A 20,332-nucleotide genomic window follows, 5' to 3' on the forward strand; every position below is an offset into this window, starting at 1 on the left:
GAATCCGTCCTGAGCCGAGCAGGCTCGGGCCTGCGGCGGGCGGGGGCAGCCGTACGCCGGGCAGGAGCCGCCGCCCTGCGCCGGACCGGCACCGACGCCGGCCCGCACCCCACCGGCACCGACGCCGCCCGCTCCGGAGACCGGCGGCCCGGGACGGCCGTCATCGTGGTCTGCCGCCCTCCGGCGCGCACCCGGCACACCGTCCTGGTGCTGCTGTGCTGCCTGCCGGTGGCCGCCCTCGTCGGCGGGTTCGCGGCGGGCGCGCGCGGCACCGGGCATGTCGAGACCGTGGGCCGGCACGGCCTGCCGCCCGCCGAGGCGCCGCGCGCCGCCGCGACGATGCCGGCGCTGCACCGCGCGCCCCGGCCCCGCATCGTGCGGCGCGAGGCCTGGCTGGACGCCTCCCACCGGCACCGGCAGCCGCCGCCGCGCTACGACGACAAGGTCGTCGCCGTCTTCCTGCACCACACCGACACGCCCAACGACTACTCCTGCGCCGACACCCCGCGCATCATCCGCGGCCTGTACGAAGGCCAGACCGACGGCCGCCACTGGGACGACATCGGCTACAACTTCCTCGTCGACCGCTGCGGCACCGTCTACGAGGGCCGTGCCGGCGGCGTGGACCGGCCCGTCACCGGCGCCCACACCCAGGGCTTCAACCACCGCACGGCGGGCATCGCCGCCATCGGGACGTTCGACGCCGGCACACCCGTGCCGCGTGCCATGACCGACGCGATCGCCGCCCTGGTCGCCTGGAAACTCGGCCTGGCCGGGGTCGACCCGCGCTCCTCGGTGGTGCTGGTGTCCAGCAACGGGCACAGCCGCTACCCGGCCGGTACGGCGGCGCTGCTGCCCGCCCTGGCCGGGCACCGGGACGGTTTCCCCACCGACTGCCCGGGCGCCGCCCTGGCGGCCCGGTTTCCCGCCCTGCGCGAGACCGCGGCCCGGCTCCAGGGACGGTTCTGAGCGCGCACGGGGCCCAGGGGCGCGAGGTGGTCCTCACCCGCGTGCGCACGGCGGGACGGCACCCGGTGCCCCGCCCGGTGCGCTCCTCACGGCACCGGTGCCCTTCTCACGCTTCGCGGAAGCGGTCCCACAGCCTCGGGTAACGCCGGGCCAGGGCGGCGTCGTTCTCGAAGTCGATCGGGGTGCCCTCCGGTTCCGCGGGGGCCGGCGGAATGCCGAGATCGGGGGCGACGGTGCCGGTGAGCTGCTCGTACGCCTCGTCGGCCGCGTAACCGAGGTCCTCGGCGTCGCCGTCGACCTCCTCGTCGAAGTCCTCCAGCAGCTCGGCCAGCGCGTCCGGGTCGCGCACGGCCCCCTCGAAGACCTCCCGGCCCTGGCCGATCAGCCAGCACCGGAAGTAGTCGAAGGCGTCATCGCTCGCCCCGTCCAGCAGCAGCCAGGCCGCACCCCACAGCTCCCAGCGGTAGGCACGGTTGTAGCGGGCCTCGAAGTGACGGGCGAAGTCCAGCACCTGCTCCGGGTCGAGCCGCACCAGCCGCCGCACCAGCAGGTCGGCCTGCTCCTCGGGATCCCCCGCGGCGGCCTCGCGGGTGGCGTCGATCAGCCCCCAGAACTCCGTCTCGTCCATCACGCGTCCCAGCATCGGCCCTCGGGCCGGGCCCCGCACCCGGAGCCGGTACGCGGAGCCCGCACCCGGAGCCCGCAGGCGGTGAGCCGGACATGGCGGGCACGACGAACCGGACGTGGCGGGCACGACGCACCGGACATGGCGGGCACGACGAACCGGACGTGGCGGGCACGACGAAGGGGCACGGCAGACCGCCGTGCCCCTTCGCCTCGAACCCTCGCAGGTCAGACCCGGATCACCGGATCACCGGATCACAGGCCGTACTTGTCCCGGGCCTCCTTGACCGCGGTGGCCTTCACCTCGCCGCGCCGGGCCAGCTGGGCCAGCGCCGCGGCGACGATGGACTCGGCGTCCACGCCGAAGTGGCGGCGGGCCGCTTCACGGGTGTCCGACAGGCCGAAGCCGTCGGTGCCGAGCGAGGTGTAGTCCTGCTCGACCCACTGCGCGATCTGGTCCGGGACCTGGCGCATGTAGTCGGACACCGCCAGCACCGGGCCCTCGACGCCCTGCAGCGCCTGCCGGACGTAGGGCACCCGGTCCTCGCCGCGCAGCAGGGCCGCGTCGGCCTCCATGGCGTCGCGGCGCAGCTCGCCCCACGAGGTCGCCGACCACACATCGGCGGCCACGCCCCACTCCTCGGCGAGCAGCTTCTGCGCCTTCAGCGCCCAGTGGATGGCCGTGCCCGAGCCCAGCAGCTGGATGCGCGGGGCGTTGGCCGGGACGGTCAGGCCCGCCGACTCCGCCGTGTTGAAGCGGTACAGGCCCTTGATGATGCCCTCGTCGATGCCGAGGCCGGACGGCTTGGCCGGCTGCGGCAGCGGCTCGTTGTAGACGGTGAGGTAGTAGAAGACGTTCTGGTCCTCGCCCTCGGCGGCCTCGCCGTACATGCGGCGCAGACCCTCCTTGACGATGACCGGGATCTCGTAGGCGAACGCCGGGTCGTACGTCAGCGCCGCCGGGTTGGTCGCGGCGATGAGCGGGGACTGGCCGTCGGCGTGCTGCAGACCCTCACCGGTCAGCGTGGTGCGGCCGGCCGTGGCACCGACCAGGAAGCCGCGGCCGAGCTGGTCGCCGAGCTGCCACATCTGGTCGCCGGTGCGCTGCCAGCCGAACATCGAGTAGAAGATGTAGAACGGGATCATCGGCTCGCCGTGCGTCGCGTACGACGTGGCGGCGGCGATGAAGTCGGCCATCGCACCGGCCTCGGTGATCCCCTCGTTGAGGATCTGGCCGTTGACGGCCTCCTTGTAGTACATCAGCTGGTCGCGGTCGACCGGCTCGTACGTCTGACCCTTGGGCGAGTAGATGCCCAGCGACGGGAACAGCGACTCCATGCCGAAGGTGCGGGCCTCGTCGGGCACGATCGGCACCCAGCGCTTGCCGGTCTCCTTGTCCCGGACCAGGTCCTTGATCAGACGGACGAACGCCATGGTGGTGGCCACGCTCTGCGAGCCGGAGCCCTTGTCGAAGGCGGTGAAGGCCTTCTCAGCCGGGGTGGGCAGCGCCGGGACCGGGTGGACGCGGCGGGCCGGGGCCGGACCGCCGAGCGCGGCACGCCGCTCCTGCAGGTAGCGGACCTCGGGGGAGTCGGCGCCCGGGTGGCCGTAGGGCACCTGGCCGTCGGCGAAGTCGCTGTCCTTGATCGGCAGGTCGAGACGGTCGCGCAGCTCCTTGAACTGCTCCACCGTCAGCTTCTTCATCTGGTGGTTGGCGTTCTTGGACGCGAAGCCCTCACCGAGGGTGTGGCCCTTGACGGTCTGGGCCAGGATCACCGTCGGGGCGCCCTTGTGCTCCAGGGCGGCCTTGTAGGCGGCGTAGACCTTGCGCGGCTCGTGACCGCCGCGCGAGACCTGGAAGCACTCGAGGATCTTGTCGTCGCTCAGCAGCTTCGCCATCTCGACGAGTGCGGGGTCCTTGCCGAAGAAGTCCTCGCGGATGTAGGCGGCGTCGCGGGTCTGGTACGTCTGCACCTGCGCGTCGGGGACCTCGCGCAGGCGGCGGACCAGCGCACCGGTGGTGTCCAGGGCGAACAGCTCGTCCCAGGCGGAACCCCACAGGGTCTTGATCACGTTCCAGCCGGCGCCGCGGAACAGCGCCTCCAGCTCCTGGACGATCTTGAAGTTGGCGCGGACCGGGCCGTCCAGACGCTGCAGGTTGCAGTTGATGACGAAGGTCAGGTTGTCCAGGCCCTCGCGCGCGGCCAGGGTGAGCGCGGTGGTGGACTCCGGCTCGTCCATCTCGCCGTCGCCGAGGAACGCCCACACGTGCGAGTCCGAGACGTCCTTGATGCCGCGGCTGGTCAGGTAGCGGTTGAAGCGCGCCTGGTAGATCGCGGAGATCGGGCCGAGGCCCATGGAGACGGTCGGGAACTCCCACAGCCAGGGCAGACGGCGCGGGTGCGGGTAGGACGGCAGACCGTTGCCGCCGGCCTCCTGGCGGAAGTTGTCCAGCTGCTGCTCGGTGAGCCGGCCGTCCAGGAAGGCGCGGGCGTAGATGCCGGGGGCGGCGTGACCCTGGACGTAGAGCTGGTCGCCGGAGCCGTCGCCCTCCTTGCCGCGGAAGAAGTGGTTGAAGCCGATCTCGTACAGCCAGGCCGCGGAGGCGAACGTGGCGATGTGGCCGCCCACGCCGTACTTCGCGCCGCGGGTCACCATCGCCGCCGCGTTCCACCGGTTCCACGCGGTGATCCGGGCCTCCAGGTCCGCGTCACCGGGGACGGCCGGCTCGGCCGCGGTCGGGATGGAGTTGACGTAGTCGGTCTCCAGGAGCTTGGGCAGGGCGACACCGGTGCCCTCCGCGCGCTCCAGCGTGCGGCGCATCAGGTACGCGGCACGGTGCGGCCCGGCCGCCTTGGCGACGGCGTCCAGCGAGGCCTGCCACTCGGCGGTCTCCTCCGGGTCGCGGTCCGGGAGCTGGTCCAGCTCGCTCGGCTGGATGGCGTTGGGGTCGGTCATGTCGCCGCCTTCCTCAGTCGAAGGGGGGTTCCCTCATCTGCGTAAGGGTCAGGGGTGCCCTCAGGTCTTTGGCAGGACAGGGCGCAGGCTCGGGTGAGAGCCCGTGGGCGACTGTAACCCCGTGATCGATGATCGATCAAAGGGTTGAGGGCGAAAACCTCTCGATTCCAAGAAAGTCGGCACGCGGTGCCTTCAGATCAGGCACCCGGTGCCGCGTTTCGGCGTTGTTTTCGCAGGTGAGCGGGGGCGCGCTCGGCTGCCTCAGGCACGCGGCGCACAGCCCAGGACGTGGGCCTTGACCAGCTCCGCGATCCGTTCGTCCCGCCGCCGGAAGGCCTGCACCAGCTCTTCGTGCTCCTCGGCGTACGACTGCTGCACGGTGCCCAGCCAGCGGATGGACAGCGCGGTGAACACCTCGATGCCGAGGCCCTCCCAGGTGTGCAGCAGCACCGAGTTGCCCGCCGCGCGCACCATCTCGCGGTGGAAGGCGACCGTGTGCCGCACCTGCGCCGTGCCGTCGGAGCGGCGGTCGGCCTCGTACAGCGCGGCCACGTGCGGCTCCAGCGCCGAGGTGTCCTCGGCCAGGCGGTCCGCCGCCAGTTCCGCGGCGATGGCCTCGAGGCCGGCCCGGACCGGGTAGCTCTCCTCCAGGTCGGCGGCGGTCAGATTGCGCACCCGTACGCCCTTGTTGGGCGCCGACTCGATCAGCCGCAGCGACTCCAGCTCGCGCAGGGCCTCGCGGACCGGGGTCTGGCTGACGGCCAGCTCGGTGGCGATCCGGCGTTCCACGATCCGCTCGCCCGGCTTCCAGCGGCCGCTGACGATCCCCTCCACGATGTGCTCGCGGATCTGTTCGCGAAGCGAGTGGACGACGGGCGCGGTCATGAAGGGCTCCTTAGCGTGGGCCCGGGCGGCCCGCGGGGGCGTTGACGGTAATGACAATACGGGGACGAAGCAAGGGCTTCAGGCCGCTTGCCGGGGCTTGCACGCAGGTGAGACGAGGCTTACACGCACGGCGTGACGAAAGCCGAACGGCGGTGCCCCGCCCGGAGACTCCGGACGGGGCACCGCCGTTGGTGTCACAGGACCCTTACGGGCCGGTCACAGGCCGAGCTCGACCTCGAACTCGCCCGCCTCCAGGATCGCCTTGACGGCGGTCAGGTAGCGGGCCGCGTCGGCACCGTCGACCAGGCGGTGGTCGTAGGACAGGGTCAGGTAGACCATGTCGCGGATGCCGATGACCGTGCCCTCCTCGGTCTCGATCACGGCCGGGCGCTTGACGGTGGCGCCGATGCCGAGGATCGCGACCTGGCCCGGCGGAACGATGATCGTGTCGAACAGCGCGCCGCGCGAACCGGTGTTGGAGATGGTGAAGGTCGCGCCGGCCAGCTCGTCCGGCGTGATCTTGTTGCCGCGGACCTTGGCCGCCAGCTCGGCGGTGGCCTTGGCGATGCCGGCGATGTTGAGGTCACCGGCGTTCTTGATGACCGGGGTCATCAGGCCCTTCTCGGAGTCCACCGCGATACCGATGTTCTCGGTGTCGAAGTAGGTGATGGTCCCCTCGGCCTCGTTGATCTTGGCGTTGATGGCCGGGTGGGCCTTCAGCGCCTGCGCGGCGGCCTTGACGAAGAACGGCATCGGGGAGAGCTTGACGCCCTCGCGGGCCTGGAACGCGTCCTTGGCCTGGGCACGCAGCCGCATCAGCTTGGTGACGTCGACCTCGACCACCGAGGACAGCTGGGCCATCTCGTGGAGGGCCTTGACCATGTTGTCGCCGATGACCTTGCGGATCCGCGGCATCTTCACGGTCTGGCCGCGCAGCGGGGAGGCCTCCAGGGTGGGGGCCTTCTTCGCGGCGGCCGGGGCCGGGGCGGCGGCCGGGGCCGGGGCCGGAGCGGCGGCGGCCTTGGCGGCCTCGGCGGCGGCCAGGACGTCCTGCTTGCGGATCCGGCCGCCGACGCCGGTGCCCTGGACGGTGGACAGGTCGACGCCGTTCTCGGCGGCGAGCTTGCGCACCAGCGGGGTCACGTAGGCGCCCTCGTCGGTGGGCCGGACGGCGGCCGGAGCGGCCGGGGCCGGGGTCACCGGAGCGGGGGCCGGAGCCGGAGCCGCGGGCTGCGCCGGGGCCGGAGCGGGCGCCGGAGCCTCGGGCTGGGCCGGGGCCGGGGCCTCGGCGGCGGGCGCCGGGGCGGGCTCGGGGGCCGGGGCCGGAGCCGGGGCGGGGGCGGCCGGGGTCTCGGCGGCGGGCGCCGGAGCCGGAGCCGCCGGAGCGGCCGGGGCCTCGGCGGCCGGGGCGGCACCGGGGGCGCCGATCACGGCCAGACGGGCGCCGACCTCGGCGGTCTCGTCCTCGGCGACCAGGATCTCCAGCAGCACACCGGAGGCGGGGGAGGGGATCTCGGTGTCGACCTTGTCGGTGGAGACCTCGAGCAGCGGCTCGTCGGCCTCGACGCTCTCGCCGACCTGCTTCAGCCAGCGCGTGACCGTGCCCTCGGTGACGGACTCACCGAGCGCCGGCAGGACCACGTCGGTGCCCTGCGCAGCGCCGGCCGGGGCGGCGGCCGGAGCCTCGGGAGCCGGGGCGGGGGCGGCCGGGGCCTCGGCGGCGGGCGCCGGGGCGGGCTCGGGGGCCGGGGCCGGAGCCGGGGCCTCGGCGGCGGCCGGGGCCGGAGCGGCGGCCGGAGCGCCGGAGCCGTCGTCGATGACGGCCAGCTCGGCGCCGACCTCGACCGTCTCGTCCTCGGCGACCTTGATGGAGGACAGCACGCCGGAGGCGGGGGAGGGGATCTCGGTGTCGACCTTGTCGGTGGAGACCTCGAGCAGCGGCTCGTCGGCCTCGACACGCTCGCCCTCGGCCTTCAGCCAGCGGGTGACAGTGCCCTCGGTGACGCTCTCACCGAGCGCCGGAAGGGTTACGGAAACCGCCATGGTTTCGGTTGCTCCTAACGAATTGCGGAAGTCTGTGTCGTCGCGCCCGTGACCGAAGGCTCAGTCGTGGGAGTGGAGCGGCTTGCCGGCCAGCGCCAGGTGGGCCTCGCCGAGCGCCTCGTTCTGCGTCGGGTGGGCGTGGATGAGCTGGGCGACCTCGGCGGGCAGGGCCTCCCAGTTGTAGATCAGCTGGGCCTCGCCGACCTGCTCGCCCATGCGCTCGCCGACCATGTGGACGCCGACCACGGCACCGTCCTTGACCTGGACGAGCTTGATCTCGCCCGCGGTCTTCAGGATCTTGCTCTTGCCGTTGCCCGCCAGGTTGTACTTGAGCGCGACGACCTTGTCCGCGCCGTAGATCTCCTTGGCCTTGGCCTCGGTGAGACCCACGGAGGCGACCTCCGGCTGGCAGTACGTCACCCGCGGCACACCGTCGTAGTCGATCGGGACGACCTTCAGGCCGGCCAGACGCTCCGCCACCAGGATGCCCTCGGCGAAGCCGACGTGCGCGAGCTGCAGGGTGGGCACCAGGTCGCCGACCGCGGAGATGGTCGGGACGTTGGTGCGCATGTACTCGTCGACGAGGACGTAACCGCGGTCCATGGCGACCCCGGCCTCCTCGTAGCCCAGACCCTGGGAGACCGGGCCGCGGCCGACGGCGACCAGCAGGATCTCCGCCTCGAACTCCTTGCCGTCGGCGAGGGTGACCTTGACACCGTCCTGGGTGTACTTGGCCTTGTCGAAGAAGGTGCCCAGGTTGAACTTGATCCCGCGCTTGCGGAAGGCGCGCTCCAGCAGCTTGGAGGAGTTCTCGTCCTCCACCGGGACCAGGTGCTTCATGCCCTCGATGATCGTGACGTCGGCACCGAAGGACTTCCACACCGAGGCGAACTCGACGCCGATGACGCCGCCGCCCAGGATGATCGCGGACTTGGGCACGCGGTCCAGGGTCAGGGCGTGGTCGGAGGAGATGATGCGGTCGCCGTCGATCTCCAGGCCCGGCAGGGACTTCGGCACGGAGCCGGTCGCCAGGAGGATGTGGCGGCCCTGGATCCGCTGGCCGTTGACGTCGACGGAGGTCGGGGAGGACAGCCGGCCCTCGCCCTCGATGTAGGTGACCTTGCGGGAGGCGATCAGGCCCTGCAGGCCCTTGTACAGGCCCGAGATCACGTCGTCCTTGTACTTGTGGACGGCGGGCACGTCGATGCCCTCGAAGGTGGCCTTGACGCCGAACTGCTCGCTCTCACGGGCCTGGTCGGCGATCTCGCCCGCGTGCAGCAGGGCCTTGGTGGGGATGCAACCCCGGTGCAGGCAGGTGCCGCCGACCTTGTCCTTCTCGATCAGGGCGACGTCCAGGCCCAGCTGGGCCCCGCGCAGGGCCGCGGCGTAACCACCGCTACCACCGCCGAGGATCACTAGGTCGAAAACGGTGCTGGCGTCGTTCGCCACGTCACGTCCTCCATGCATGTGCGCCGTGCACCGGTCGTCGGTGACCGGTTGGCGGCTGGTGTCCGGCCGCTCGTTCTTCGGCCCTCGGGTAGGGGCCCTGTCCTGCCGACGCCCATCTTTGCACTTGTCAGAACCGGACGAGACGCCGGGCCGCTGTGTGAGACGTACCACGCGTCCGCGCAAGGGGACAAAACGGCCTCGAGCGCGGCAAGCGCCCGGGGCCGTCCTGCCGAACGGGGGAACGTTCGAGGTGACCGGACGACGATCAGACCAGGTCGCCCGCGGCGGCACGTTCCGCCAGCCGCACCAGCGTGCGCACCCCGCTGCCCGTGCCGCCCTTCGGCGTGTAGCCGAACGGGCCCTGCTCGTTGAAGGCCGGGCCGGCGATGTCCAGGTGCGCCCAGGTGATGCCCTCGCCGACGAACTCGCGCAGGAACAGACCGGCGACCAGGCCGCCGCCCATGCGCTCACCCATGTTGGCGATGTCGGCGACCGAGGAGTCCATGCCCTTGCGCAGGTGCTCGGGCATCGGCATCGGCCAGGAGTCCTCACCGGCCTCCTGCGCGGCCTCGTGCACCTTGGCGCGGAAGGCGTCGTCGTTCGCCATGACGGCGAAGGTGCGGTTGCCCAGCGCCAGCACCATCGCGCCGGTCAGGGTGGCCACGTCCACCAGGGCGTCCGGCTTCTCCTGCGAGGCCGCCCACAGCGCGTCCGCCATCACCAGCCGGCCCTCGGCATCGGTGTTGAGCACCTCCACCGTCTTGCCGCTGAACATGCGCAGCACGTCACCGGGGCGCACGGCGGAACCGGAGGGCATGTTCTCGGCCAGCGCCAGCCAGCCGGTGACGTTGACCTCCAGGCCGAGGCGGGCGGCGGCGACCACCGTGGCGAACACGGCGGCGGCACCGCCCATGTCGCACTTCATGGTCTCGTTGTGGCCGGCCGGCTTCAGCGAGATGCCGCCCGAGTCGTAGGTGATGCCCTTGCCGACGAGCGCCAGGTGCTTGGTCGCCTTCGGGCTGGTGTACGCCACCTTCACCAGCCGCGGCGCCGACGCCGAACCCGAGCCGACGCCCAGGATGCCGCCGTAGCCGCCCTTGGCCAGCTCGTTCTCGTCGAGCACCTGCACCTTCAGGCCGTGCTCCTTGCCCGCCTCCTGCACGAGGGCGGCGAACGCCGCCGGGTTCAGGTCGTTGGAGGGGGTGTTCACCAGGTCGCGGGCGCGGTTCAGCTCCTCGGCGACGGCGGTGGCGCGCTCGACGGCCGCCTTGAACTCCTTGTCGCGGGGGTTGCCGCCGAGCAGCACGGCCTCGCCCAGCGGCTTCTTGCCGTTGCGGCCGGAGCCGTCCTTGCCGCCCGCGCCCTTGTAGGCGTCGAAGGAGTACGCGCCGAGCAGCGCGCCCTCACCGACCGCGCCGGCGTCGGCGGCGTCGGCCAGCGGCAGCAGGAAGACGGCCTTCTCGGCGCCGGCCAGGGCGCGGGCGGCCGTACCGGCGGCGCGGCGCAGTGCCTCGTGGCCGAAGCGACCGTCCTCCTCGGGCGCCGTGCCGAGGCCCACCGCGAGCACGAGCGGAGCCTTGAAACCGGACGGCGCGGGCAGCTTGGTCACCTCGCCCTCGGCACCCGACGCACCGAGGGTGTCCAGGACGTCGACGAGCTTGCCGTCGAAGGCGGCGTCGACCTCCTCGGCGCCGGGCACGAGGACCAGGTCCCCGGAGGCGGACGAGGAGCCCTTGGCGACACCGACGACGAGCGCGTCGGCACGCAGGCCGGAAACCCCGGCGGTGCTGAGAGTGAGAGCAGTCACGGTGGTGAAATCTCGCTTCCCTGTAAAAGGCGGTGATGTGGCCGAAAGGGGTGGGTCGACCGGGCCCGACCACCGAACCCTAGACCTCCCCTGAGATCCTTCCTGCGGCGCGGTCTTCACCCGGACGGGCGGACACCCGGCCACGAGCCTACGCGCGTCGTCGTGCGGGACAGCCGTGCGGGTTGTGTGAAGACGGCGGGACGGCTGTCGCCGGCCGGTGCGCGCGGGGTGCCGTCCGGCCGGTGACCAGGCGCTGTCGTGTGCCCGGCGCGTGCGCCGTCCGCCTGGTCGGATGCTCCGGTGCTGCCGCCCCGGTGTGCTTCCGCCCGCCGGTCGCGCGCGCCCGTCCCGCCGGTGCGCGCACGGAGGAGAAGCGCTGGTGTGCACACCGGACGGACGCCCGCGTGCCGGGCCGGACGGACGCCCGCGTGCCCGGGGCGGTGCGGCCGGTCGGCGATAATCGTCATGTGCACACCACCACAGAGCGCTCCGTACCCGGCTCCGTCCCCGGTTCCCCGCCCGCCGCCCGCCCGCTTCTCCTCGTCGTCCTCACCGCCCTCCTCGCCGTCGCGCCCCTGCTCGCCGGATGCGCCGGCTCCTCCGGTGGGGCGCAAGGAGGCGACGGCACGGCGCGTGACCGGGACGCCGCGCCGTCCGCGTCCGCCGCACGCCGCTGGCAGCCCCGCCCCGGCACCACCTGGCAGTGGCAGCTCAGCGGGCGTCTGGACACCTCCGTGCCGGCCGAGGTGTACGACATCGACGGCTTCGACCACACCGCGGCGACCGTCGCCGCGCTGCACCGCGAGGGACGCAAGGTCGTCTGCTACATCTCCACCGGCGCCTGGGAGGAGTTCCGCCCCGACGCGGAGAAGTTCCCCGCGTCCGTGCTCGGCGAGGGCAACGGCTGGCCCGGCGAACGCTGGCTCGACATCCGCCGCACCGAGGTGCTGGAGCCGCTGATGGCGGCCCGGCTCGACATGTGCCGGGACAAGGGCTTCGACGCGGTCGAGCCGGACAACATGGACGGCTGGCGCAACAGAACCGGCTTCCCGCTGACCGCCGCCGACCAGCTGCGCTACAACCGGCTGATCGCCCGCCTCGCCCACGAGCGCGGTCTGGCGGTCGGGCTGAAGAACGACCTGGACCAGATCCCGCAGCTGGTCGGCGACTTCGACTTCGCCGTCAACGAGCAGTGCGCCCAGTACGGCGAGTGCGAGCGGCTCAAGCCCTTCACCGACGCCGGCAAGGCGGTCTTCCACGCCGAGTACGAGCTGCCGCCCAGCCGCTACTGCGACCAGTCCCGCGCCCTGCGGCTCAGCTCGCTGCGCAAGACGTACGAGCTGACGGCCTGGCGCCGCACCTGCTGACCCGGCACCCGCCGCCCTCCGCTTCGTCCCGGCACCGCCGCCCGCCGCCGGCACCTGCTGCCCGCGGCTTCGTCCCGGTCCGGCCGCGCCGCTTCTTTCCGGTCAGGCCGGTCAATCCAGGGACAGCAGCACCAGCGCACAGGTCGCCGCCGTCTCCGCGAGACCGCCGAAGACGTCCCCCGTCACCCCGCCGAACCGGCGGACGCAGTGCCGCAGCAGCAGCTCGGCGGCGGCCAGGGCGGCGAGCACCGCACCCGCGGCGAGAAGCGCGGTGCGCGGACCCAGGGCCGCCCCCGCCGCGGCGGCCGCCGCTGTGACGACCAGCGCCACGGCGAGCACACCGCCCGGCGGGACCACACCCGCCACGGCCGCCCCCAGCCCCTCGGGCCGGGCGGCCGGCACCCCGGTGCGTGCGGCCAGCGTCAGCGCCAGCCGGGCCACCACCGCCGCGACGACCGCGGCGAGCGCACCCCGCGCCCAGGAGTCGGCCCAGGTCTGGGCCAGCGCGGCCACCTGGGCCGCCAGCACCAGCACCAGGGTGATCACCCCGAAGGGGCCGATGTCCGACTGTTTCATGATCCGCAGCGCGTCCGCGGCGGGCTTGCCGCTGCCCAGCCCGTCCGCGGTGTCCGCCAGCCCGTCCAGATGCAGCCCGCGGGTGAGCACCGCCGGCACCGCCACGGCGGCGACGGCCGCGAGCAGCGGGCCGGCACCCAGCACCCGCAGCAGCAGGCCCACGCCGGCGCTCGCGGTACCGACCACCAGCCCGGCCAGCGGCGCGCACAGCATGCCGCCCCGCGCCGCGTCCCGGTCCCAGCGGCGCACCCGCACCGGCAGCACGGTCAGCGTGCCGAAGGCGAACCGCAGACCGGGCAGCGCCGGCCGGAGCGGCCGCTCGGGCCCGGCGGACGGCGAGGAGGACGGTGAGGACGGTGAGGACGAGGACGGCGGGGGAGGAGTGGAGGCTGCGGACACCCGGGCAGACTACGAGACCACCGCCCGTGCCCCGCGCACCAGGACCTCGCCCGCCGGTCCAGCCGGTTCCGCGCGGCGCCTCAGTGCCCGCCGGAGGTCTCCGCCTCGGGCGCCGTGTTCGTCTCCGTCTTCGTCTCCGCCTCCGGCCGCACCGTCCGGTCGCCCTCGTCGCCGGCGGCCTCGCCGGCCGCCTCCGGCGTCTCCTCCTCGACCGGTGCCTCGGGCAGCTCCGCCGCCAGGGCCGCCGCGGACTGCACCAGCGGCAGGGCCAGCAGGGCGCCCGCGCCCTCGCCGACGGTCACCCCGTGCTCCAGCAGCGGCTCCAGCGCCATTCGGTCCAGTGCCTTGGCCTGGCCCGGCTCCCCGCTGCCGTGCCCGGCCAGCCACCAGTCCGGCGCCCGGAACGCCACCCGCTGGGCCACCAGCGCGCACGCCGCCGAGACCACGCCGTCCAGGATCACCGGCAGCTTGCGCACCGCGCACTGCAGCAGGAACCCGGTCGTCGCGGCCAGGTCGGCGCCGCCCACCGTGGCCAGCAGCCGCAGCTGGTCGCCGAGGACCGGCCGGGCCCGGCGCAGCGCGTCCCGGATCGCCGCGCACTTGCGCATCCACGCCAGGTCGTCGATCGGCTCCCCGCCGCGCCCGGTCACCACCGAGGCGTCCGTCCCGCACAGCGCGGCGATCAGCACCGCCGCCGCGGTCGTCCCGCCCACGCTGATGTCGCCGAGCACCACCGTGTCCGTGCCGGAGTCGGCCTCCTCGTCGGCCACCGCCATCCCGGCCCGGAACGCGGCCTCCGCCTCCTCCGGTGTCAGCGCGTCCTCGACGTCGATGCGCCCGCTGCCGCGCCGCACCCGGTGCCGTACGACGTCCGCGGGCAGCGACTCGGCCGGGCAGTCCAGCGCCATGTCCACCACCCGCACCGGCACGCCCTGCCGGCGGGCCAGCACCGACACCGGCCGCCCGCCCTCCAGCACCGCCCGCACCAGCTGCTCCGCGCTCCCCGCGGGCCGCCGGGAGACCCCGAGCGACGCGACCCCGTGGTCGCCGGCGAACAGCACCACCCGGGGCTGCTGAATCGGCCGCACCGGCACGGTGCCCTGTGCCGCGGCCAGCCACTCACCCACATGGTCCAGGCGGCCCAGCGCGCCGGGCGGCACCACCAGGCGCTCCCGGCGCGCCTCGGCGTCACGGCGCACCCCGCCGTCGGGGCGCTCGATCAGGTCGGTGAAGTCGTCGAGATGCAGCGAGCTCATTCGCGGAACAGTACCGGCCCGCCCCGCGCCGGTCCGCGCCGCGTCACCGCCACACCCGTACGGGCTCTTCCGGGCCAAGATCCCGATCCCATACGTTCCCTTTGCCGTGAAATGCCGACACGGCGGAGCGGCGCGTCCCCGGCGGGCGCGCCCCGCCCCGCCCCCTCCGGGAGCCGCCCATGCCGTCTGTGCCGTACGCCTCGCCGGTCCGTGACCCGCGCCGCATCGCGTACGCCGCCGAACTCGCCCTCGGCACCGACCACTTCCACGAACCACGCCGCGAGGACTGCCCCTGGTGCGGATCGGCGCGGCTGTGCACCCGGCTGCGCGCCCCCGACCTGCTGCAGCACAAGCCGGGCGTCTTCGTCCTGGACCGGTGCCGGGACTGCGGGCACATCTTCCAGAACCCCCGGCTCGGCCCCGCCGGGCTCGCCTTCTACCACCGCGACCACGACGAGACCGACCCGGAGAACCTGCCCGATCCCGTCCTCGCGCTGCGCCGCAGCCACCGGCGGCACCGGGCCGACGCCCTGCTGATGCGGGGCGTGGGCGAACCGGAGAGCTGGCTGGACGTCGGCACCGGTCACGGCAACTTCCCGGCGGCGGCCAAGGAGGTCTTCCCGTACACCTCCTTCGACGGGCTGGACCCGACCCCGCGTGTGGTGCGGGCCCGCGCCGCCGGACATGTCGAGGAGGCGCACATCGGGCATCTCGCCGACCCGCGCATCGCGCGGCGGCTGCGCGGACGCTACGACGTGGTCAGCATCTTCCACCACCTGGCCCACGCCCCCGACCCCCGGGCGGAGCTGCGCGGCGCGCTCACCGTCCTGCGGCCCGGCGGGTATCTGCTCGTCGAACTGCCCGACCCGCGCAGCGCGTTCGCCCTGCTGCTGGGCAAATGGTGGCCCGGGCACGGACAGCCGCGGCATCTGCATCTGCTGCCGCCGGCCAACCTCCGCGCGGAACTGCAGGCGGCCGGCTGCACGGTCCTGGTCACCGACCGGCGCAGCCCCCACCGCCCCGGCGACCTCGCCGCGGCCCTCGCGCTCGCCCTCGCCCGCCTCCTGCCGCCGGACGACGTCCCCTGGCGCGCCGTCCCGCCGCGCACCCCGCACCGCGTGCTGCGCACCCTGCTGTCCGCGCTGACCAGCCCCCTGGTGGACGCCACCGCCCTCGTCGAGCACGCCCTGGCCCCCCTGGCACGCCGCATCCCCGGCCTGTCCAACGGCTACCGCGTCGTCGCCCGCCGGGACACCGCGTGAGAGGACACCGCGTGGCGGGACAGCGCGTGGCCGTGTGCGGCACCGGGGTGACCGTGTGCGGCACCGGGCGGGGTCAGCCCCGCAGCATCAGGGCCTGGCCCGCCACCACCAGCAGCACCTGCTCGCACTCGGCGGCGAACGCGGCGTTGAGCCGCCCGAGTTCGTCCCGGTAGCGGCGGCCGGAGGCGGTGGCCGGGACGATGCCGGAACCGACCTCGTTGGAGACCGCGACCACGGTCCGCCGAGTCGCCCGGACCGCCTCCGTCAGCGTCGCCACCCGCTCCCGGAGCGCCTTCTCGCCCCCGCCCGCCCACTCCGCGTCGTCCCAGGCGCCCACGGCGTCCATCGCGTCCGTCAGCCACAGCGACAGACAGTCGATCAGCAGCGGCGGGCCGTTCTCGGCCAGCAGCGGCACCAGGTCGCAGGTCTCCACGGTGCGCCAGGAGCCCGGCCGGCGCTCCCGGTGGGCGGCGACCCGGGCCGCCCACTCGGTGTCCCCGCCCCGGGTGCCGCCGGTGGCGACGTACACCACCCCGGGGAAGGACTCCAGCCGCCGCTCGGCCTCCGCCGACTTGCCCGACCGCGCCCCGCCCAGCACCAGGGTGCGCCGCGGCACGTCCGGCACGTCCTCGTACGCCCCGACCGCCAGCGTCGTCCCGTCCGGCACCGCCCGCGCCCCGGCCGCCGCCAGCCGCCGGTGCAGCTCCGGGCCGGGCGGGGTGTCGTGGTCCAGATGGACCGCGATCACGTCCGTGGTCGGCCCCACCGACCCCACCGCCCGCAGCCGGGCCAGCGCGTCCGGCCGCCCCAGCACGTCCAGCAGGACCATGTCGTACGTCTCCGCCGCGCCCTCCTCGACCCCGGCTGGGGCACCCCCCGGCGGCAGGTACAGCAGCCGGGTGCCGTCCGCCGCGGTCACCGCGTAGCCCGTGCCCGGCGCGTCCAGGGCCACCGCCCGCACCCGGTGCCCGGTCAGCAGCGCCAGCTCACGGCCGTCCGGCACCCGGCCCGGCTGCGGCAGCCCGGCCGGAACCTCCAGGGCCGGCCCGTCGTGCGGATGGGACAGCAGCACCTGCGACACCCCGGCCAGCGACCGCCCGGCCCGCGCGGCCGCCAGCGCCGCCCCCGGGGTGAGGTCGAGCAGCAGCGCCCCGTCCACGAGCAGCGCGGTCGCCGTGCGTGCCTCGGGGCCGAGGGCCGACGCGCAGGCCGCGCAGGGGCAGTGGGGGCGGGGCAGTCCCGCGGGGGCACCGGTGCCGAGCAGAGTCACGTCCACGGACCCGATTGTCCTGTGCCGTCGCGGGCCTTGCGCATCCGACTAGGCTGCGGGCAGGAGCCGGACGCGCGATCCGGCTTCCGCCGTGCAGTGTGCCGACAGTGCTCACACCAGGGAGGCGTCATGGTGGCATGGACGTGGCGGTTCGAGAGGGCCGACGGGACGGAGGTCCAGCCCGCCGTCCAGCCGGAGGAGTTCTCCACGCAGAGCGACGCCGAAACCTGGATCGGGGAGAACTGGCGGGCCCTGCTGCAGGGCGGCGCCGACCAGGTGCGTCTGTTCGAGGACTCCACCGAGGTCTACGGCCCGATGAGCCTGCACGCGGAGAACACCTCGGGCGAGGCGTAGACGCCCCGACGCGCCGGGGGACGGCCCGCCGTTCCCCGGCCCGCTGTTCCCCGGCGGCTGTGTGCTCGGCCCCGGTCACTGTTCGCCGAGCGTCACCTCCACCGTCTTCTCCGCGCCGTCGCGCAGATACGTCACCTGCACCCGCTGCCCCGGTTTCGCCGTGGCCAGCGCCTCCGACAGCGAGGTGATGGTGGTGATGTCCGTGCCGCCCACCCGGACGATCACGTCCCCGGCGCGGATGCCCGCCCGGTCCGCCGCGCCGCCCCCCTGCACCTCGACCACCGCGACCCCGGCCGGCTGGAAGCCCGCGTCGACGACCGTACGGCCGGTGATCTGCAGCGCGGCCCGCCCGGAGCGGACGACCCTGCCGTACTGCACGATCTGCCCGGCGATCGTCTTCACCGTGGACGCCGGGATCGCGAAGCCGATGCCGGGCGCCGCACTGCCGCCCAGCTGGGGATCGGTGGCGGCGAGCGTGGGGATGCCGATGACCTCGCTGTCCAGGTTCACCAGCGCCCCGCCGCTGTTGCCCGGGTTGATGGCGGCCGACGTCTGCACCATGTCGGCGATCGTCGCGCCCGTGCCGCCGTTGCCGTTGCCCTCGCTGACGGTGCGCCCGGTCGCCGAGACGATGCCCTGGGTCACGCTGGAGGACAGCCCGAACGGCGAACCCATGGCCAGGACGATCTGTCCCACCTCCACCTTCTCGGAGTCGCCGAACACCGCGGGCCGCAGCCCGCGCGGCACCGTGTCCAGCTTCACGACGGCCAGGTCCTGGTCCGGGTAGGAGGAGACCAGACGCGCGGTGAGCGTCTGCTCGCTGCCGGCCGTGGTCACCCGGAACGTGCGGTCGTCCGCGACGACGTGCGCATTGGTGACGATGTGCCCCTTGTCGTCGAACACCACGCCCGAGCCGAGATCACGGCTGCCCTGGATCTGCACCACGGACGGCAGCACGTCCTTGATCACCCGCTGGTAGTCGCTCTGCAGGGCGTCCGTGACGCTGCGGGCGGTGTCCCGGCCGGTCTCCGCGGACGGCTTCTCGGTGCCGGAGGGTTCACCGGAGCCGGTCGGCCCGTCGCACCCGGACAGCGGGACGGTCAGACACAGGACGGCGACGAGCACGGCGAGCAGCCTGGTGGTCGGTGTGCGGGCAGGGGAGACGTCCATGCACCGAGTCTGGCCGGGCACCGGGGGCGAGGCGTCCGAAGCTCACCCGAACGAGCGGCGCGGTCGGCGCGGACCGGAGGCGTCGGCGCGGCCCGGGAAACGCCGGAAGAATCGGTGCGCCCGGCACACACTCAGGAGTGGGCGCCCACCGAGGAGAGGGGGAGGAGTGAGTACGGCCGCGGCTCAGCCGCGCACCCCGCACAGGTGCAGCAGGGTGGCCACCGCACGGTAGGGGTCCGTCCGCCCGGCCCGCTCCTCCACGGCCAGCAGCATCCCCACGTCCACCGGCAGACCGGCGTCCGGCTCCGGCCGCTGCGGGTGGACCGCGTCGGTGAAGACCCGCACGCCGTACCAGGCCTGCAGCGGCGCACCGATCCCGGCGAGCGTCGCCGTCAGGTCGGCCAGCCGGTCCGCGCGCCCTTCGCCGGGCGGTTGCGCCGGAGAGGCGACGGTGTCCGGCTCGTCGTCCGCGCCGGTGCGCGGACCCGGCAGCCGCACGCCTGCGTCGAGGGCCGCCAGCGCCCCGGCCCAGTCGCCGCGCAGCCCCGGCCCGAACGCCGACGCGTCGCCGTTGCGCACCACCAGGGACAGCAGGCCGCCCGGGGCGAGCATCCGGGCCAGCCCGGCGAGCAGCGGATCGGGCTCCGGCACCGACATCAGCACACCGTGGCACAGCACCACGTCGAAACTGCCGGGCAGGAAGTGCACCCCGGTGTCCCGGCCGTCCCCCTCCACGATCCGCATCCGCTGCCGGACCCCGGGCGGCTCGGCGGTCAGCGCCTCGCGGGCCGCGGCGAGCAGAGCGGGGTCGTCCTCCAGGCCGGTCACCGTGTGCCCGGCCCGGGCCAGTCGCAGGGCCTGCGTGCCCAGGCCCATGCCGACGTCGAGCACCCGCAGCTGCTGCCCCGGCGGGAACCGGGCGGCCAGCTGCTCGTCGAGCTGCCGGGCCACCAGCTCCCGCCGTACGACGTCGTGCAGTCCGGCGGGCCGGACGTACGCGGCGTCCCCGGGACACGCGGTCGTACTCAGGGCCGCTCCCCGCGCTTGACCATCGGCTTGGGCAGCCGCAGCCGGCGCATCTGCAGCGAGCGCATCAGCGCGTACGCGACCGCGCCCCGCTTGTTCTCGTCCGGGAAGCGTTCGTTCAGCCGCTTCCTCAGCCGGAACCCGGTGACGACGGAGTCCAGCACGATGAGCACGATCACCACGAGCCACAGCAGCAGCGCGATGGTCTGCATGGAGGTGACGCGGATCATGCTCAGCACGAGGATGACCACGGCCACCGGAAGGAAGAACTCCGCGACGGTGAACCGCGAGTCGATGAAGTCCCGCGCGTACCTGCGCACCGGCCCCTTGTCACGGGGCGGCAGGTAGCGCTCGTCGCCGGTGGCGAGCGCCTGGCGCTGGCGTTCCAGCGCGGCGCGGCGCTCCTCGCGCCGCCGCGCGGCGGCCTCCTTGCGCGTCATCGGGGTATGGGCGACGCTGCGGCGCTGGGCCTGGGCCTCACGCCGCTTGGGCGTGGGGCGGCCCTTGGGAGCCTGCGGGTCACGGGGCTGCTTGGAGACGGTCACCGGCGCCTGCGTGGCGACCGGGGCCTTCTCTTCCTTGGCACGGCTACGGAACACAAAGCCCAAGGGTAAAGGTTTGACCCTGTCGGACCCCAGCCCCGCGGGGAACGATCCGGCAACGCCGGACGCCCGCACGGAACGACGCCGGACGGAACGACGCCGACGTCCGTACGGACCGAGGACCCCCACCTCGTGGAACACACACCGCACGGAATGCTGCACTCCCCCCAGTTCGCTCCCACGGCCCACCGTCCCCTCCTCCTTACGCCGGAGCCCGGGCGTGCGCAGTCGTCCTCGGGGAGGAGCGCATCTCCTCCCCGACAGTGCGGTAATGGATGCAGGGCCCGTACTGTGGGTTCTGTCGCAGAGCTGTGA

The 20,332-nt window shown here is 73.9% G+C and carries 16 protein-coding genes; 4 read left to right on the forward strand and 12 right to left on the reverse strand.

The window, feature by feature from the left end; genetic code table 11:
* Positions 1–165: 165 nt before the first annotated feature.
* A complete protein-coding gene (locus OG899_RS19580; RefSeq protein ID WP_373296012.1) occupies positions 166–969 on the forward strand; it encodes a peptidoglycan recognition protein in 804 nt (267 codons plus the stop codon).
* 106 nt (positions 970–1,075) lie between these two features.
* On the opposite strand, the gene OG899_RS19585 is transcribed toward OG899_RS19580, so the two are convergent.
* From OG899_RS19585 to OG899_RS19610, 6 genes are all read right to left on the reverse strand, one after another.
* Entirely contained in the window at positions 1,076–1,597 is a 522-nt protein-coding gene (locus tag OG899_RS19585; protein ID WP_125496336.1) for a DUF4240 domain-containing protein, read from the reverse strand.
* A 251-nt stretch (positions 1,598–1,848) separates the two neighbouring features.
* Positions 1,849–4,551: a pyruvate dehydrogenase (acetyl-transferring), homodimeric type gene (aceE, locus tag OG899_RS19590; protein WP_125496253.1), complete on the reverse strand. Its 2,703-nt coding sequence runs from the start codon at positions 4,549–4,551 to the stop codon at positions 1,849–1,851.
* Positions 4,552–4,812: 261 nt separating this feature from the next.
* Positions 4,813–5,436: a GntR family transcriptional regulator gene (locus OG899_RS19595; RefSeq protein ID WP_125496252.1), complete on the reverse strand. Its 624-nt coding sequence runs from the start codon at positions 5,434–5,436 to the stop codon at positions 4,813–4,815.
* Between the two features lie 216 nt (positions 5,437–5,652).
* On the reverse strand, positions 5,653–7,479 hold the full coding sequence (gene sucB, locus OG899_RS19600; protein WP_168131122.1) for a 2-oxoglutarate dehydrogenase, E2 component, dihydrolipoamide succinyltransferase: 1,827 nt from the start codon (positions 7,477–7,479) through the stop codon (positions 5,653–5,655).
* A 60-nt stretch (positions 7,480–7,539) separates the two neighbouring features.
* Positions 7,540–8,928, reverse strand: coding sequence for a dihydrolipoyl dehydrogenase (lpdA, locus tag OG899_RS19605; RefSeq protein WP_406311104.1), 1,389 nt, complete (start codon positions 8,926–8,928; stop codon positions 7,540–7,542).
* A 265-nt stretch (positions 8,929–9,193) separates the two neighbouring features.
* Positions 9,194–10,735: a leucyl aminopeptidase gene (locus tag OG899_RS19610; RefSeq protein ID WP_125500055.1), complete on the reverse strand. Its 1,542-nt coding sequence runs from the start codon at positions 10,733–10,735 to the stop codon at positions 9,194–9,196.
* A gap of 467 nt (positions 10,736–11,202) precedes the next feature.
* Here OG899_RS19610 and OG899_RS19615 point away from each other — a divergent pair, with 467 nt between their 5' ends.
* Entirely contained in the window at positions 11,203–12,102 is a 900-nt protein-coding gene (locus OG899_RS19615) for an endo alpha-1,4 polygalactosaminidase (RefSeq protein ID WP_229813664.1), read from the forward strand.
* Between the two features lie 111 nt (positions 12,103–12,213).
* Here OG899_RS19615 and OG899_RS19620 read toward each other — a convergent pair whose 3' ends face one another.
* Positions 12,214–13,077 (reverse strand): adenosylcobinamide-GDP ribazoletransferase, encoded by an 864-nt coding sequence (locus tag OG899_RS19620; RefSeq protein ID WP_125500056.1) that lies wholly within the window; start codon positions 13,075–13,077, stop codon positions 12,214–12,216.
* 80 nt (positions 13,078–13,157) lie between these two features.
* Positions 13,158–14,333 carry a nicotinate-nucleotide--dimethylbenzimidazole phosphoribosyltransferase gene (cobT, locus tag OG899_RS19625; RefSeq protein ID WP_125500057.1) on the reverse strand — a complete coding sequence of 392 codons (1,176 nt, stop codon included), beginning with the start codon at positions 14,331–14,333 and terminating at the stop codon, positions 13,158–13,160.
* 179 nt (positions 14,334–14,512) lie between these two features.
* On the opposite strand from cobT, the gene OG899_RS19630 reads away from it, so the two are divergent.
* Positions 14,513–15,595, forward strand: a complete 1,083-nt coding sequence (locus OG899_RS19630; RefSeq protein ID WP_125500058.1) for a class I SAM-dependent methyltransferase — start codon at positions 14,513–14,515, stop codon at positions 15,593–15,595.
* 73 nt (positions 15,596–15,668) lie between these two features.
* Here the strand turns inward: OG899_RS19630 and OG899_RS19635 are convergent, their stop codons facing one another.
* The gene (locus OG899_RS19635) at positions 15,669–16,871 is read right to left on the reverse strand and encodes a bifunctional adenosylcobinamide kinase/adenosylcobinamide-phosphate guanylyltransferase (protein ID WP_168131123.1); all 1,203 of its coding nucleotides are present in this window, start codon (positions 16,869–16,871) and stop codon (positions 15,669–15,671) included.
* Positions 16,872–16,994: 123 nt separating this feature from the next.
* Between OG899_RS19635 and OG899_RS19640 the strand changes: the two genes are divergently transcribed.
* Positions 16,995–17,219: a hypothetical protein gene (locus tag OG899_RS19640; protein WP_125500059.1), complete on the forward strand. Its 225-nt coding sequence runs from the start codon at positions 16,995–16,997 to the stop codon at positions 17,217–17,219.
* A 75-nt stretch (positions 17,220–17,294) separates the two neighbouring features.
* Here the strand turns inward: OG899_RS19640 and OG899_RS19645 are convergent, their stop codons facing one another.
* From OG899_RS19645 to OG899_RS19655, 3 genes are all read right to left on the reverse strand, one after another.
* On the reverse strand, positions 17,295–18,389 hold the full coding sequence (locus OG899_RS19645; protein WP_125500060.1) for a S1C family serine protease: 1,095 nt from the start codon (positions 18,387–18,389) through the stop codon (positions 17,295–17,297).
* 183 nt (positions 18,390–18,572) lie between these two features.
* Positions 18,573–19,340: a bifunctional 2-polyprenyl-6-hydroxyphenol methylase/3-demethylubiquinol 3-O-methyltransferase UbiG gene (locus tag OG899_RS19650; protein ID WP_125500061.1), complete on the reverse strand. Its 768-nt coding sequence runs from the start codon at positions 19,338–19,340 to the stop codon at positions 18,573–18,575.
* 74 nt (positions 19,341–19,414) lie between these two features.
* Positions 19,415–20,092, reverse strand: a complete 678-nt coding sequence (locus OG899_RS19655) for a DUF3043 domain-containing protein (protein ID WP_168131124.1) — start codon at positions 20,090–20,092, stop codon at positions 19,415–19,417.
* Between the last annotated feature and the right edge of the window lie 240 nt (positions 20,093–20,332).

It is taken from the genome of Streptomyces thermoviolaceus (assembly GCF_045209695.1).
GTDB lineage: Bacteria > Actinomycetota > Actinomycetes > Streptomycetales > Streptomycetaceae > Streptomyces > Streptomyces thermoviolaceus.